The sequence below is a fragment of the Streptococcus sp. 11-4097 genome, from assembly GCF_018215285.2.
Lineage (GTDB): Bacteria > Bacillota > Bacilli > Lactobacillales > Streptococcaceae > Streptococcus.
Window position 1 is genome coordinate 154734 of sequence record NZ_CP185262.1, and the last position, 16056, is coordinate 170789.

The following is a 16056-nucleotide window of genomic DNA, read 5'->3' on the forward strand; positions in this document are numbered from 1 at the left end:
GACTTACAAGAGCTTATGAAAGAGAAGAAACCAATCAAGCTCAATGATGAGCAGCTAATGCTTGACGCTAGTCAGGTTGCAGACATCTATCATCAGCTTACTCTGGATCTATTTGACCAGGTTATAGACCGTATCAAAGAGCGTGGCTCTGCTAGTCTTGAGGACAACCCTTATATTTGGCAACTTGAGAAAATGAATGAGATGGGCCTCCTCAACGAGGATAACCTCAAGCTCATTTCTGATCGTTCAGGGCTTGCTGAGGAACAACTTAGGCATGTTATCCAAAATGAGGGTTACAAAATCTATAAAGACACCAAACAACAGCTTTTAGAGGCTACTGGTGGAGATTCCTTTGCTGGCAACTCTATCATTCAGACCAATCTAGCTGCTTATGTCAATCAAGCTATGGGAGATATAGACAACCTCATCAATACCACTCTACCAATGAGTGTCAGAAAGGTTTATCAGTCCATAGTCCAGGAGAGCGTGGCCAAGGTTGTTACAGGGCTCAGCACCTCAGACAAGGCTATCTCTGATACAGTCATGAAATGGGCTCAGAAAGGTTTTTATGGCTTTACTGATAGCCAAGGTAAACGCTGGAGAGCTGACACATACGCTAGGCAAGTCATCAAATCGACGGCTTGGCGTGTCTATCGTGAAGTCAGAATGGCTCCAGCTGAGGAGTTGGGGATAGATACCTTTTACTATCACAAAAAGGCCACAGCAAGAGAGATGTGCGCTCCTTTGCAACATCAGATTGTAACCACTGGAGTTGCTAGGACGGAAAAAGGGGAGCGTATTTTGGCGCTATCAGACTACGGCTATGGATATGCTGGAGGCTGTCAGGGTATTAACTGTACTCATGAGATGACACCATACATTCCGGGGGCTAACTACAAGCCTGATTTGCCTGACGAGTTAAGAGACTTGACTCCAGAGCAAGCGATAGAAAACGCAAACGTACAGGCCAAACAGAGAGCCCTGGAGCGTTCTATCAGACAGTCTAAGGAATTTCTACACGTTGCAGAGAAACTAGGTGACCAGGAGCTGATAGAAAAGTATAAGAGCAAGGTTAGGATCCAACAGGGAGCCATGAGAGACTATCTCAAACAGCACTCTTTCCTACATCGTGATTATGCTAGAGAGAAATACTACTATAATGATGACGCTGTTCAAAAGTTATACAAAACTATTGACAAACGCTCTAAAAAGGAGTATTCTGAAATACTACAAAATTTGGGAAATAAAGCACCCAAGTCTTATAGTGATTTCAAGTCGTTGAGTCGATTAGAAAAAGACTCCTTGAGGTATGATAATAGGATTGTCAATTATTTCAAGGGGGACATTCAAGAGAAACTGTCAGACAAGCAGAAACAACAGGCAGTGGAGGTTTACTTTAATTTCAAGAATGATGGTATAGTGTTTGGAGATCATGCAATAGCACGCTACATAGAACGTATGAGGCGCAATGACGGCACATTTACCTACAATTATGAAACAGTAAAGACAGCTTTTTCTCTACCTCCTAACTATGTATCAGAGAAGAACGGCAGACTTGCAAGGTACTATAACGGTATCCTCTACATCACTGAGCCTGATACAGATGTTGTAGTAACTATGATGAAACGTAAAAAACTGAAAGGATTTAAACCATTATGAAATACAGTCAACAAGTATTAGACATGCTAGAACAAGCAGTTAGTGGTCAGATTGATAATTTTTGGGATTTCTCCTTTAAGTTTAACTCCCTTTTTGGAGAAGATGAGGATTTTGCTGAGGCTTGGGACAATGAAAACCCTGAAATGTTTGACGCTCTCAATGACTTTGAGCTGATGATGTTCTTAGAGGAACATGACCCAAGTGATAAGCAAGGATTTATCAATTTCCTAACACCTTACTATAAAAAGGCAAAACAGTTAGTAAAACTTAGCGCTTAGAACAATCTAGGCGCTTTTATTGTGCAATAAATTGCTATAAACCACTATAAACCGAATGGAAATCCATACGGTTTTTTATTTTGCCCTGGAGCATGGCGTAAAACTGTCTTAATTTGTCCATGTGACGTAAAAAAGGAGGAGTTAAGACATGAGTCTTAAACGTGAAATGTTAGTTGAGGCAGGTATCGAGGACAAGGCTGTCATTGACAATATTATGCAAGCGTACGGTGCAGGTATTGAAAATGCCAAGTCACAAGCCAAGTCGGAACTACAAGCCGAAAACGACACATTAAAACAACAGCTTGAGCAACAAACCCAAGCTATCAATGATCTACAGGCCAAAGAGGGAGCTAGCGCTGAAAGCAAACAACAGCTTGAAGAACTAAAAGCCCAATTTGACCAGTACAAGCTAGATAGTGAGGCAAACCTTGCTCATATCACTAAAACAAACGCTGTAGCCCTTGCTTTAAAAGACGTAGGAGCTTACAACTCAGAGGATTTGATGAAATTCATTGACCTAGAAAAAATCGAGCTAGGAGAAGATGGAAAACCTCAGTTAGAGGACACAATCAACTCACTCAAAGAGTCAAGCCCTTACCTATTCCAAGCTGAGGACAAGCAGCCTAACCCTAATATCTCTGTGCACGGAAATCCACCAGCAGAAACTGGATACGATCATCTAAGCGCAGAGGACAAAGCCCTATTTGCAGGCTTTGATAGCGTATAAAACCAAAAATAAAGAAAAGAGGAATATTACACATGGCAGTAAATTACGCAGCTAAATTTGATGAAAAAGTAGATGAGCGCTTTGCTAAAGAGGCCCTATCTACTGGTATCATCAACCAAGATTTTGATTTCCTTGGAGTTGACACAGTCAAGGTCTACTCTATCCCTACGACAGGAATGAATGACTACAAGACATCTGGGCAAAACCGTTACGGTGACGCTGAGGAGCTTGGGAATGCAGTTCAAACTATGACAATGAAGAAAGACCGTTCTTTCACATTTACGATTGACAAGAAATCTGAGCAAGACACAAATGGCACTATGGAGGCAGGAAAAGCCCTTGCACGTCAGTTGTCAGAGGTCGTTATCCCTGAAGTTGATACTTACCGTTTTGCAACAATCGTAGCTGGTGCAGATACAGATCATATTGCTACTGGTTCAGTAACTAAAACAAACGCCTACGAGCTTGTGCTTGATGGTCAGGTTAAACTAACTGACGCCTTCGTCCCAACAGCTGGTCGTATCTTGCATGTATCTCCTAAATTCTACAAACTTATCAAACTTGACCCAACCTTTGTGAAAAACTCTGACCTTGGTCAAGAAATTACTATCAATGGTCAAGTAGGTATGATTGACGGCTTACCAGTAGTTTTGACACCTACATCACGATTGCCACAAAATGTAGAGTTTATTATTGCTCATCCTGTGGCTACTCCATCTCCTATTAAGTTGGAAGACTACAAGATCCACGATAACCCACCAGGAATTAACGGCAAGCTCGTTGAGGGGCGTATCCGTTACGACGCTTTTGTTCTTGACAACAAGAAGAAAGCTATCTACGTTCACAAATCAGCTTAGTGAAAGGGGATAAAAATGAACGATTCTAACATTGAAGAGACTTTGGTTGTATCTAAAGAAACTGAAGAGGAGCCAGAAGTAAAAGATCCAAAAACATTGAAAAAAGATGGAGTAACGTTTACTCTATCTGACCCGATTATGATTTCAGCCTTTGAAAATCAAGGATACGAAGTGGAGGAATAAAATAAATGGCTACATTTAAAGCTAAAACAAACTTTTTTATGGCAAAAACAGGGCAGCAGTTTGATGCAAATAATGCGTATGAAATGACAGTTGCTGAAGCGGATGAAATTAATAGACAGACACTTGCGGAATATGGAGACAACTGGCTAGAAGAAATCGAGCAAGTTGTCCCATCTCAAGAACCAACTTCAGATGTAATCCCAGGGCTTTCTGAGAATCCAGATTATTTAATTTAAGGCGGTAAAGTCATGACCTACTTAACAAAAGATGAATTTAAGGACTTTGGTTTTGATGAAGTTGAGGAGTTTGAAAAGCTACTAAAGAGGGCAGAGATTGCTATCAACCTCTTTCTTAACAATTTCTACAGCTTTGTAGATTTTGAAAAAGAGATTAAGCACAGAAAGCAAGCTGTCAAACTGGCTACGGCTTTCCAGATAGCATATTTGGACGCTAGTGGGATCACTACGGCTGATGATAAGCAATCAGTCTCTACTGTGGTTCTAGGGCGTACTCATATCACCTACAAGAACTCATCTAACCAGCCTTTAGAAAGTGCTAGGTATAACTTATCGCTTGACGCCTTGAATACTCTGAAATCGGCAGGATTTGGCTTTAGGGGGGTAGGTTATGACAGACATTGATAAACGGTTATTGATTGATACTGTAACAATTCAGAAAACCACAGGAGAAAAAGACGGATGGGGTAAAGAAGTATTTGAGAGCCCAGTGACCCTTAGAACTGTTAGGTTTGACAGACAGTATCAAGTGAAAGGCACGAAGAACAACCGTAAAGAGTCCAAGCCTAGCACGTTATTTGTGTACCCTAAATATTGTCCTATCGTCTTAGACAAGACCTTTGAAAATGCCATAATTAACGACGGAGAACGTGAGTACAGAGTGACCTCTGTGGTTCCTGTCAGTTATCCACACAAACAAAAAGTATTTTGCTATGAAGTGGAGTGTATCTGATGGGAATAGGCGTATCTGTCAAGATTGATTTAAAAGGTATTGAGAAAAAGGTATCCCCACAGGCACTAGCTAAGGGGAAGTTAGCTATCGCTAATCAAATGTTGACTGACTTTACCCCTTTTATTCCTCGAAAGAGTGGAGACTTAAGTGGTAGCGGTCAGGCTACTAAGGATGGGGTTAAATATCCTGGACCTTACGCTAGAGCTCAATTCTACGGATCGAGCTATAACAAGAATAGGAGTTTTGTCTTTAAGAAGTACACGACTCCTGGAACAGGCAAGCGGTGGGACTTGAAAGCCTCAGCGTTATATCTTGATGATTGGAAGAAAACGGGTCTAAGAGCAATGGGAGTAAAAGCATGAATAACAATGATTTTTCAGAAGTCCTTAGAGATTTCATCAACACACTAAACCTCCCTCTGACTTGTAAGCTAGATTACTTATCAGAGAGGGAGGATTTAGTCCTTTATCCTTTGCCAGGTGGGAAGATTTTAACAGAGTACATGAACGGTAAGCAGGATATTAGCCTTGTATTTGAGGTGGCAATCAAAACGACTGATCACCAGAAGACAAGCTCTATCCTGTGGGCCATCAATCATGCTCTCGCCGATTTTAATCTGGAACTACCTAGCAAAAATAATTCATATCAATTCAGAGGCCTTGAAGTATCACAGCCATTCCTAAATGACCGTGATGAGCAAGGTTTTTATATTTACATGTTAGATGTAACGGCAAAACTTGAAACAAATGGAGGAAACTAAATGCCAAAAATGAAAAACGCCAAACGCAAACACTTTCTTGCGCCATGGTTACCAACAGCACCAGCTACTGAGCCAGGTAATGACGCCTGGAAATGGCTTGCGGACGGAGTAAAAACCGCCGAGGCTGAAAATGACGAGGATACAGATGACATTGCATACTACAACGGCGACGGCACCAAAAAAACTGTAGTGACGTCTGTTAAGAGTGGTTACAGTTTTGAGGGCGATTACATCAAAGAGGATGAAGCTCAGGCAATTGTTGCAGCTATGCGCTTTAAAACTGGAGATGACCGTAATGTCTGGTTTAAAGTGGTAGACGCTGATGGCAAAACTCAATATGTCGGAGTCGCTACTGTCTCAGGTATCCAAATTGGAGGCGGAGATGCGTCTGAGTATGAGACCTTTAAGTGCACTATCAGCTGGAATGTGGCGCCTAAACAGTCTGCTGTAGTCGGTTGATGATTTGATCTAGGGGAGTGAACAGGCTCCCCTTTTTATTTTTGATTTTAAAAAATTAGTAGGAGAGAAAACAAATGGTAGTAATTAAGAAACGTGACAATGTCATCCCTGTTGATTTTGGAGAGTTCAGGCTTGAATTTGTAGCCAATGACAAAAACATCCACAAAATGGAGTCAGTTGGTAAAAAGCTCAAAAAAGACGGCGAAAAACTAGCCAACACAGAAGACAGTAAGGCCTTTGAAACTTTACAAGACTTGGTAAAAGGGTCATGGACAGAGCTGTTTGACCAAGACGCTTATAACAAGGTCTATGATTTCTCTAACGGCTCGACTGTCGATACTATGGCTTACTTGCTTGAGGCTATCACAGGGGTTATCTCAGAATGGGAGAAACGCAACAATACAGATGCCCTCAAAAAATATCTAGGTGACTGACATGCTGGACCTATCAAGGAAATTGACAGATGAGTTAGTCCTTGGTGATGATGTGTATCCAATGAATATCGCTTTTAACAAGGTTTTGAAAGTGGTGGAGCTGATCAATGATGATGACATTGACGAGCTTTACAAGCCTTTCCTGGCTATTCAAATCTTGACCGATGTAGATTTTACTCAGGCTTTAACTCCTGAACAAGCTACAGCAATCTTTAAGATGATATTTGAGGAGCATATTAGAATTATTCCAGCTAAAGACACAGCACCAGTGCTAGATTTGGCAGGGAACCCAATCAAAAGCAAGATACGCTCTAGGAGCCAATCTGAGGGAGGAGATCGTCTCTTTAGCTTGAAGTACGACGCTGAGTATATTTACTCATCATTTCTCCAGGCTTACGGAATTGACCTAATAGACGCTCAGAACAGCCTACACTGGAAGAAGTTCAACGCTTTACTCAATGGCCTGCCTAGTGATACTAAATTTGCTGAGGTGCTAAAAATACGCTCTTACAAGCCTCAAAAGGGAGATAGTAAGCAGTATAAGGAGAACATGAGGGAACTCAAAAAAGAGTATGCTCTACCTGATGAATTTGACTACTAATTTTAGAAAGGAGGTACATAATGGCAGATGGTTCAGTTACTATCAAGGTTGATATGGATGGCTCTAATGCTCAATCAGGAGTAAGCAAGCTTAAAGCTCTATTCGGTGGACTTGAAAACGCAGGCTCGAAAGTAGGGTCTGTTTTTAAGTCTGTCTTAGGAGCTAATCTGATTAGTTCTGCCCTTACTACAGGAATTGGGACTATTACAAGTGGTGTCCGTGAAATGGCCTCTGAGCTAAACAGTTCACAGAAAGCTTGGAAAACCTTTGAGGGGAACCTACAGGCCTTTGGGCGATCAGCTGAGGAAATCAAGGCAGCTAAGACTGAAATGCAGGACTTTGCAACCAAAACGATCTACTCAGCCTCTGATATGGCTAGTACTTACTCGCAACTTGACGCAGTTGGGACTAAAAATGTTGGTAGTCTAGTTAAGGCTTTTGGTGGACTTGCAGCCTCTGCTGAAAATCCAGCCCAAGCCATGAAATCATTGTCCACTCAGGCAACACAGATGGCAAGTAAGCCTAAAATTGCCTGGATGGATTTTAAGATTATGATGGAACAAGCTCCAGCTGGTATGGCTGCAGTCGCAAAAGAGATGGGAATGTCTACCGCTGAGCTTGTAAAAGCTGTTCAAGACGGAAAAGTCAAGACAGAGGACTTCTTTGACGCTATGAACCGCGCTGGGAACTCGGACGCTTTCCAAAAAATGGCTACAGAGTTCAAAACGGTTGACCAAGCTATAGACGGTGCCAAGGAAAGCCTCTCTAATAAGCTCATGCCAGCCTTTGAAAAGCTCAATAAGTTTGGTATCAAGGCAGTAAATGCTGTTTCAGACGCTTTGGACAAAATCAATTTTGACAGTATTGCTGAAAAGCTAGGTGCGTTTTTAGAAGGGATAGACATTGAGGGGGTTGTCACTAGAATCAGCTCATCAATCTCTAATGTTGTTTCCAAAATCAAAACGTTTTGGGAGGCATTCTCAAATACAGGAGCAGTTAGTGCTTTTGTCGAGGCTATTAAGAGCATTTCAGGTGCGATTGGTCATGTGTGGGATAGTTTGACAGCATCAGAAGTGTTGACAACCTTAGGAAGTGTACTAGGCAATATTGTCAAGTGGCTTTCTCAGGCTGCAACCGCAGTAGCTAACTTTGTTTCAGGCTTAGATCCAGGGACAATCCAAAGTGTAGCAACGGCGATTATTAGCATTGGCACAGCTTTGATAGGTATCAAGGCGGGAGTCAAGATTGCTCAGGCTCTAAAAACAGCCTTTGATTTTGGTAAGAATCTAGTTAGTTTAGTAAGTAACATTCTAGGATTGACAACAGCCCAACTTGCTAACGCTGGAGCAAGTGCCGCAATGAGCGCAGGGAATACAGCAGTTGGGACAACGGCATCCGCAAGTGCTGGCTCTGTTTTGAGATTGGCCGCTGCAGTTCTTATGATTGGCGCAGGGGTCTTGATGGCTGTCGCTGGTGTTTATGTCCTGGTACAGGCAGCTATACAACTTGCCTCAGCTGGAGCTGGTGCACAGGTTGCAATGCTTGCCATTGTAGCAGGTATTGCCTTGCTTGCTGTGGGAGCAGCTACATTAGGTCCAGCATTGACAGCAGGAGCTGTAGGTATTTTAGCTTTTGGAGCTTCCGTTGCTCTTATTGGTGCTGGTATTGCAGTTGCTGCTCTTGGGATTTCTGTACTTGTTACAGCTATCTCTAACGGAATGACTCAGATCATTAACGCCATATCTGCAAATGCACCACAAATTGTAACAATTATCCAGGCTATTGCTGATGGTATCAGTACAGCTATGAGTGGTATTGCTGGCATTATTGCTTCTATTGGAGGAGTGATCTCTACAGCTTTGCAAGGCATTGCTAATATCTTTACATCAGTTGGGCAAGCAATATCTACTGCCGCTCAAGGAATCGGTAAAGGTATTGAGAGTGCTTTTAATGGTATTTCCAATGTCATCACCTCTGTAGGTAATGCTATCAAGAGTGTATTAGATGGCCTTGCTAATGTATTCAATTCTATTGGTACGGCTGCTCAAAAAGCAGGAAATGGATTTAAGCAGTTAGCTCAAGGGGTGGTAATGATCACCAATACCAACCTTGGGGATATGGCAGCATCTTTAGCCGCTGTTGCTATTGGCGTAGGTAAAATCTCAGGAGCAAGCGCTGGCATGGCTAGCGTTGGTGCAGGTATGCAGGCACTGGGAGCAGGTCTACTCACAATACAAGCCAGCGGAGCCATGGCCGTTGCTGTACTAACAACAATGGCAAGCACCATTCCTACAATTTCAGCCTCTGTAACTACTTTAGCCCCAGCGATGACATTGGCTGGTACTGCTATGAGTGCCTTTGCAACATCAGTAATGACCTCTTTTGTAGGTTTATCAGGGGCAACAGCTAGCATTACTATCCTACAAAGTGGGTTAGTTGCTTTGTCAAGTTCAATGTTGATGGCACAGGCTGGAGCCCTAGCTATATCAGCAGGATTTACAGCAATCAGTGGAGTTGTGAGTGCTTTAGTTGGCGTACTTGGTACAATACCAGGTCAGTTTACACTGATTACCACATCAGCAATCATGGCAACTACTGCCATTATGCAGTTAGCTACATCCGCTCCTATAGTTGCCTCGGCCTTTTCTAGTATCTCGGCAGCTGCTGGATCAGCAATGTCTTTACTCAATTCTGTTGTGCAGTCAGCAATGTCTCAAGCTGTAGCAATAATGCGCTCAAGCATGCAACAGATGGTGTCTGTGGTCCTGCAATCGGCAACTCAGATGACTCAAGCCGGTCAACAGGCAGGTCGTGGGGTCTCTAATGGCATTACTAACGGCATCCGCTCAGGAATTGGATCAGCAACGGCTGCAATGTCAGCTATGTTAAGCTCAATCCGTTCTAGGGCAATGTCAGGGGCTGGAGCTATGCGTTATGCAGGGAGCATGATTGGGCAAGGTTTGGCGCAAGGTATGTACTCAGCACTTGGGGCTGTGACAGCTGCAGCTAATGCCCTTGTCACTCAAGCTGAAAGAGCAGCACAGGCTAAGGCTAAAATCCATAGCCCGTCAAGACTATTCAGAGACAATGTCGGACGCTATATCGCTCAAGGTATCGCTGTAGGTATTGAACAGAATAGCTCTGATGTGGTTGATAGTCTAGCTTATGTGCAGAAAGAGATGTCAGCGTTTAAATTTAGCGCTGAGGATCTACTAGGACTAGGAAATGGAACACTATCAAGTCAATTCAGTCTAAAATCACTCACAGAGAGAGCTGAGACAAGTCAGATTGAGGTCATCCGTGACCAGGCTGACAAAGTGCTTGCTAGAGCTCTTGAAGTGGCTGAGGAGGCTGTCAAGCGCCCTGTGAATATGGTGCTAGATGATGGTGCTCTAGTCGCTAAAATCGGACAACCAATGACTAACTATCAAAATGACAAGCTAATGCTAGATAACATGATGAGAGGTATTATCTAATGAATAATGACACAATCACAATCAATGGATTTGACCTCTCTGAGGTTATCAATATCATTGAAATTATCAGACCAGTAGGAAATGAGCGCAATGTCACTACTAATGACGCTCCACTTTTGGGAGTCAATCTGCAAGAGGTAAGGACAGGCGCTAAAATCATCAAAGTCAAGTTTGCCATGCAATATAGCAACGGTATGACACTTGAGACAGCTAAGCACAAACTTGCTGGTGTATTTAATACATCGGAGGCTGTCAAGGTGGTCATTTCAGATGAGCCTGATAAGTACTACATGGGTCTTGTCACAGGCTCAGTAGACATGGACAATGTGACAAGATGGTTTCAAAAAGGTAGCTTTGACATCCTCATCCCTGATGGTGTGGCTCATAGCTCAACCTATAAACGCTTTGACAATGGTCAAGAGCAAAGGGACAAAATTGTCTTTGACATCAGAAATGACGGCAATGTCCCAGCTTTTCCTGTGGTTAAGGTTAAAAATAACTCTGAAAACGGCTATATTGGTTTAGTCAATACAAGCGGAGCTCTTGAAATTGGAGACCGTGAGGAAACCGATACAGGTATAGTCAAGCGCTCTGAGGTCTTGCTTGATTTTAGAGACGATAGAATTTCAGACGCCTTTGCAAGAGGTTCAAAAAATAGGGCTGTCACTAATGACAATGGAGAAAATTTCACAGGTGCCCCAGAGGTCACTACCCTATGGGATAGAAAACACATCAAGCTCAGAGAACAGGCTACTCCTGGCAAATATGAAAACTATGCTACATCGCTATCATGGGACATCCCTACAGATAGCGCTGGAGGCGTAGGTTCTCTTGATGACTACATTACAGGTAGACAGATTTTTGTATCAGGTGGAGCCAATCAATATGGCTTTATCAAAATCACAGTTTCAGACACAAATGGTCAATTTTTGTACGGATTTGAAACATTCAAAAGGTCAAAAGGTCAAGAATGTGAGTTCAATGTATTTGGGTCTGATGGAAAAGGTAGGTATAACTTCCTTAAATGGTGGACTTTCACAGGTACCTCTGATAGTGCATTAAACCCATTTTCATCAACCAAAGGACAGTTTGAACTCAAACGGAACGATACTAGAGTTCAGGTCTACTACAGAGGATATCATTACAGCTTTATCATCCCTGAGATTAAGGGTAGAAAATCAGCTAAAATCCATGTGACTTTAGGGGCGTTTCATGACAAGCCTATGCTCACTCACATGTATCTTGATGACTTGATGTATCGTAAGGACTTTGTGCCATCAATCGGAGATGTGCCTAACCGCTATCCAATCGGTTCAAATATTGTACTTAATAGTGAGAATGACACAGTCACAGTAGATGGCATTGAGAAGATTGTGGACATTGTCCAAGGCTCAAAGTTTTTGAGTATTCCCCCTGGGAAAAGTCAGCTAGAGGTCTATTGCTCAAGTTGGGTCAAGACTAAGCCTACAGTCACAGTAGAATTTAAAGAAAGGTATCTATAAGCAATGTTACTGACAATACATGACTCAAGTTTGCGAAAAGTTGCATTTGTGGACAATGAAAAACAAGATACATTGAACTATTTCAATGATACCTGGACAAGATACCTTGAGACAGGATCTAGTATCTTTGATTTTACTGTTTTTAAAAAAGCTATTATCTCAGATACAGGGCAAAAGAGAGCTTACAACACTCTCAATGAAAAGGCTTTTGTCTCATTCCAGTACAAAGGCAAAACATACCTACATACCATCCGAAAAATTGAGGAAAATGAAAAAGTCATCAAGTGTCATGGTATCAACCTAAACCTTGAGCTAATCAATGAGTATTCTATCCCTTACAAGTCTCCTAAAGCTATGACTTTCAAGGAATTTTGTGAGGCTATGGACTTGCTCAACTATACCTTTTTAAAAATCGGTATCAATGAGGTATCAGACAAGAAAATTTCTGCTGAGTGGGAGGGTACAGATACTAAACTCAACAGGCTCCTAAGTCTAGCTAAGAAATTTGACGCTGAAATCGAGTTTGACACACGTCTCAACGCTGACAGCTCTATCAAGTCATTTACAATCAATGTCTACCATGAACACGATGACAACCATCAAGGTGTAGGACAAGTCAGCTCAAAGGTCTTAGAGTACGGTAAAAACCTCAAGACAATCACTAGGACGATTGACAAGACTGGTATATATAACTCAGTTAGACCCACAGGTAAGGATGACCAAGGCAATGAGATTGACATCAGTAGTCTTGGAGATTGGTCAGTCAAAAATGCAAAGGGAGAGCTTGAATTTTATCAAATGGGAGCCTATCTAGTAGCTCCTCTCTCAATGCAGATGTATCCATCTACGTTCACTCATTCAACAGGTACGCTAGACCAGTACACACGGAAAGATATGACTGTAGAGAGCAAAAACCCTGAGACCATCCGCTCCATCGCTTACCGTGAACTCAAAAAGAATTGTTACCCTGCAGTCACTTACGAGGCTGAGGGCTTTGCAGATTTAGACATCGGAGATACAGTCAAGGTCTATGATGACGGTTTTAGCCCTACTCTCTTACTTGAAATGAGGGTATCTGAGCAGACTATCAGCTTTACCAATCCTAAAAACAATAAGACCACTTTCTCAAATGCCAAAGCGCTTGAGAATAGACTCTCTCAGGGTATTCAGCAACAACTAGACAGGATGATTGAGGAGGCTAAGCCTTACATAATCAAATTGGCTACTGATAACGGTGTCGCCTTTAAAAATGGCCAAGGCCAGACGATTGTGACTCCTACCCTTATGAGAGGTAACAAGGCCATCAATGCTGGATGGCGCTGGACTGTGGGGGATGTCATCAAGTCTACTAGTGCTAGATACATTGTGAGAGCCTCTGACATTGACCAAAAGATGGTTTTGACGGTGTCAGCATGGGTGGATAACAAAGAGGTAGCCTCTGAGCAATTAACGCTTATCAATGCGCTTGACGGTTCAAGAGGTGCACCTGGTGCTCCAGGGGTTAAAGGCGATAAAGGAGACCCTGGCCCTAAAGGAGACAAAGGGGACAAGGGGGCTATTGATGAGGCTCAGCTAAAAGAAATCAAGACAAGTATTGACTCTAAAGCTGACCAAAGGCTAACGCAGGAGCAACTGAACGCTCTCAATGAAAAGGCTGGAGTTATTCAAGCTGAATTAGAGGCCAAGGCTAGCGCTGACACGCTTGATAACTGGATTAAAGCCTATCAGGATTTTGTTAAATCTAATGAAACGGCTAGAGTTCAAGCTGAGAAAGATTTGATTTCAGCTAGTCAGCGTGTCTCTAATATCGCTAAAGACTTAGGAGAATTGTCTGACCGCTGGAATTTCATTGATACTTACATGAGCTCATCAAATGAGGGGTTAGTCATTGGTAAGAATGACGGTTCATCTAGTATGCTGTTTAGTCCGAATGGACGGATTTCAATGTATTCAGCAGGGGTTGAGGTTATGTATATTAGTCAAGGGGTTATCCATATCGAGAATGGTATATTCTCAAAAACTATTCAAATCGGACGGTTTAGAGAAGAACAGTATCACATCAATCCAGACATGAACGTAATAAGATACGTGGGAGGTAACTAATGGCTGAATTTTGGTCAAATAATGATAGGAGCTATTATCTCAGACTGTGGGTAGACCAAGTATCCCAAAATATATCTGACAATAGCAGTCAAGTAAGACTAAGACTTGCTTTGACAAACGGTGCTCATACATTTGCAGATTATGACTGTACTGCCTCTGTAACCGTTGACGGTCAGACTTTGAGCTGGTCAGGTCGTCCATCTATGTTGAGTCAAAATAGCTCAATTATGCTGATTGATAAGACAGTAACAATCAGACATGATAACGATGGTAAAAAATCGTTTGGGCTGTCTGCTACATTTAGTGGAAGCGGTGGATGGTCACCGGGAACACTTTCAATCAGTAGAAACTCATTTACGCTCTCAACGATACCACGCTCAAGCTCTGTAAGCGTGAGTCCTGGGGTAATTGGTAGTTCAGTGATTATCAATATCAATCGTCAGAGCTCAAGTTTTAAGCACACGGTGCGCTATTCCTGGGCGGGCAAGTCAGGAACGATTGCAAGCAATGTGGACACATCCACTAGCTGGACAATCCCTATGGACTTTGCCAACGATATCCCAAACTCTGCTAGTGGAACAGGGGCTATCTACGTAGATACCTATTCAGGTTCTACTAAGACAGGAACACAGTCCACTACGTTCACGGCAAGCGTGCCAGTAAATGTCAAGCCTAATTTTACAGGGATATCATTATCAGACTTAAATAGTGCTGCTCAGAACCTTATCCCAAGCGGTAACACGTTCATTCAGGTAATCTCTAACATCAAAGTAGCGTTTAATGGTGCGGTCGGCTCTTACGGCTCGTCCATCACTGGATACTATGCTGAAATTGTCGGCAAAAACCAATCCACAAGCTCAAACGGTGGAAGTCTTGGCATTATGAACTATCACGGCACCATCAAAATCAGAGCGAGCGTGTCTGATAGTCGTGGCAGATTGTCAGATACTAAAGAGGTGTCTGTAACCGTACTTGAGTATTTCGCTCCAGCTTTAAGTTTTAGCATCGCTAGAACAGGATCAACCTCTAGCACCTTGACCGCTACGAGAAATGCCAAGATAGCACCTCTCACAGTGGCAGGAAGTCAAAAGAACACAATGACATTGACCTTTAAGGTTGCTCGGCTTGGGACTGATGCCTTTGCGGTTGATAACGGTCAAGCCACTGGAGTCTGGTCAAGTATTTCAAGTCTAGTCAATTCACGGGCTAATCTTTCAGGGAATTATCTAGCTAATCAATCATGGATTGTCATTGGTATCCTTGAGGACAAATTCACTCGGACTGAGTTTATGGTCAATGTGGCCACTGAAAGCGTGGTTTTGTCTTATGACAGGTCAGGAGTTGGGGTCAACAAAATCAGAGAGCGTGGTGCTTTGGATGTAAAGGGCGACATTTTTGCCGATGACAAACCTATTCAGCAGTATCAGCTTACAGATAATAGAGGTTTTGGAAAACTCATCAAACAAGATTTCAACTCAATGACAAATACTGGGCATTGGTGGATAGACGGAACTTCTCCCAACAATCCTTTTGGCGCTTGGGGGATGTTAGAAGTATTCAGACCTAACCCAAACTCAGTAGAGGCTATTCAGCGATTTACAACATCAATGGGATACATGGCAGTTAGGGAGAATGGCTTTGATAATAACTGGAGGCCATGGCGCTACCTAGTACAACAATCAAAATCCACTAATAACTCTGACTATGTGGCTTTACTAAAGTCAGAAAGCAATCCGACAGCTTGGCAAAATGCCAATTTACAAAATGGGTGGAGCCATCATAGAGATTATGGAAATGTCCAATTTTCAAAAACATTTGACGGTATTGTTTATTTAAAAGGTACTTGTAAAGGCGGAAAGACTACCCGTGAGTCAATTATCTTTACTTTGCCTGAAAATTTCAGACCATCCACGACGATATTCAAAACCGCTTTAAACAATGACTATGGCCCTGCCGTTGTCGGGATTTATCCAGGAGGTAACGTAGTCGTCAAGGGAAACGTTGACGCCACATGGCTCAACTTTGATAACGTATCATTCAAAATTTAA

The 16056-nt window shown here is 42.4% G+C and carries 17 protein-coding genes; all 17 read left to right on the top strand.

The genetic code is table 11. The features are described 5' to 3' along the window. Window positions 1-15: 15 nt before the first annotated feature. The 17 genes from KB197_RS00770 (at window position 16) to KB197_RS00850 (ending at window position 16056) form a co-directional block, all read left to right on the top strand. Window positions 16-1659, top strand: coding sequence for a phage minor capsid protein (locus KB197_RS00770; RefSeq protein WP_212573766.1), 1644 nt, complete (start codon window positions 16-18; stop codon window positions 1657-1659). Further along, window positions 1656-1937 (top strand): hypothetical protein, encoded by a 282-nt coding sequence (locus KB197_RS00775; protein ID WP_084862262.1) that lies wholly within the window; start codon window positions 1656-1658, stop codon window positions 1935-1937. The genes KB197_RS00770 and KB197_RS00775 overlap by 4 nt, the downstream gene beginning before the upstream one ends. 148 nt (window positions 1938-2085) lie before the next feature. After that, window positions 2086-2664 (top strand): phage scaffolding protein, encoded by a 579-nt coding sequence (locus KB197_RS00780; protein ID WP_084862264.1) that lies wholly within the window; start codon window positions 2086-2088, stop codon window positions 2662-2664. Window positions 2665-2696: 32 nt separating this feature from the next. Continuing rightward, on the top strand, window positions 2697-3521 hold the full coding sequence (locus tag KB197_RS00785; protein ID WP_084862266.1) for a N4-gp56 family major capsid protein: 825 nt from the start codon (window positions 2697-2699) through the stop codon (window positions 3519-3521). Between the two features lie 15 nt (window positions 3522-3536). After that, window positions 3537-3704, top strand: a complete 168-nt coding sequence (locus KB197_RS00790; RefSeq protein WP_158086161.1) for a hypothetical protein — start codon at window positions 3537-3539, stop codon at window positions 3702-3704. A gap of 5 nt (window positions 3705-3709) precedes the next feature. After that, a complete protein-coding gene (locus KB197_RS00795) occupies window positions 3710-3940 on the top strand; it encodes a hypothetical protein (protein ID WP_084862268.1) in 231 nt (76 codons plus the stop codon). 12 nt (window positions 3941-3952) lie between these two features. After that, complete coding sequence (locus KB197_RS00800) at window positions 3953-4345, top strand: hypothetical protein (RefSeq protein ID WP_212573765.1); 393 nt, start codon at window positions 3953-3955, stop codon at window positions 4343-4345. Next, window positions 4332-4673 (top strand): putative minor capsid protein, encoded by a 342-nt coding sequence (locus KB197_RS00805; RefSeq protein ID WP_049488130.1) that lies wholly within the window; start codon window positions 4332-4334, stop codon window positions 4671-4673. The genes KB197_RS00800 and KB197_RS00805 overlap by 14 nt, the downstream gene beginning before the upstream one ends. After that, window positions 4673-5035, top strand: coding sequence for a minor capsid protein (locus KB197_RS00810; protein ID WP_049511151.1), 363 nt, complete (start codon window positions 4673-4675; stop codon window positions 5033-5035). The genes KB197_RS00805 and KB197_RS00810 overlap by 1 nt, the downstream gene beginning before the upstream one ends. After that, window positions 5032-5433, top strand: coding sequence for a minor capsid protein (locus tag KB197_RS00815; protein ID WP_049511152.1), 402 nt, complete (start codon window positions 5032-5034; stop codon window positions 5431-5433). Before KB197_RS00810 ends, KB197_RS00815 begins: the two co-directional genes overlap by 4 nt. Next, window positions 5434-5892, top strand: a complete 459-nt coding sequence (locus KB197_RS00820; protein WP_070478170.1) for a phage tail tube protein — start codon at window positions 5434-5436, stop codon at window positions 5890-5892. A 74-nt stretch (window positions 5893-5966) separates the two neighbouring features. After that, window positions 5967-6326 (top strand): hypothetical protein, encoded by a 360-nt coding sequence (locus KB197_RS00825; protein ID WP_049511154.1) that lies wholly within the window; start codon window positions 5967-5969, stop codon window positions 6324-6326. A 1-nt stretch (window position 6327) separates the two neighbouring features. After that, the gene (locus KB197_RS00830) at window positions 6328-6927 is read left to right on the top strand and encodes a Gp15 family bacteriophage protein (protein ID WP_049511155.1); all 600 of its coding nucleotides are present in this window, start codon (window positions 6328-6330) and stop codon (window positions 6925-6927) included. Window positions 6928-6947: 20 nt separating this feature from the next. After that, the gene (locus KB197_RS00835) at window positions 6948-10403 is read left to right on the top strand and encodes a tape measure protein (protein WP_212573764.1); all 3456 of its coding nucleotides are present in this window, start codon (window positions 6948-6950) and stop codon (window positions 10401-10403) included. Continuing rightward, on the top strand, window positions 10403-11905 hold the full coding sequence (locus KB197_RS00840; protein WP_212573763.1) for a distal tail protein Dit: 1503 nt from the start codon (window positions 10403-10405) through the stop codon (window positions 11903-11905). The genes KB197_RS00835 and KB197_RS00840 overlap by 1 nt, the downstream gene beginning before the upstream one ends. A 3-nt stretch (window positions 11906-11908) precedes the next feature. Then, complete coding sequence (locus tag KB197_RS00845; RefSeq protein ID WP_212573762.1) at window positions 11909-14008, top strand: phage tail spike protein; 2100 nt, start codon at window positions 11909-11911, stop codon at window positions 14006-14008. Beyond that, window positions 14008-16056, top strand: coding sequence for a DUF859 domain-containing protein (locus tag KB197_RS00850; RefSeq protein ID WP_212573761.1), 2049 nt, complete (start codon window positions 14008-14010; stop codon window positions 16054-16056). The genes KB197_RS00845 and KB197_RS00850 overlap by 1 nt, the downstream gene beginning before the upstream one ends.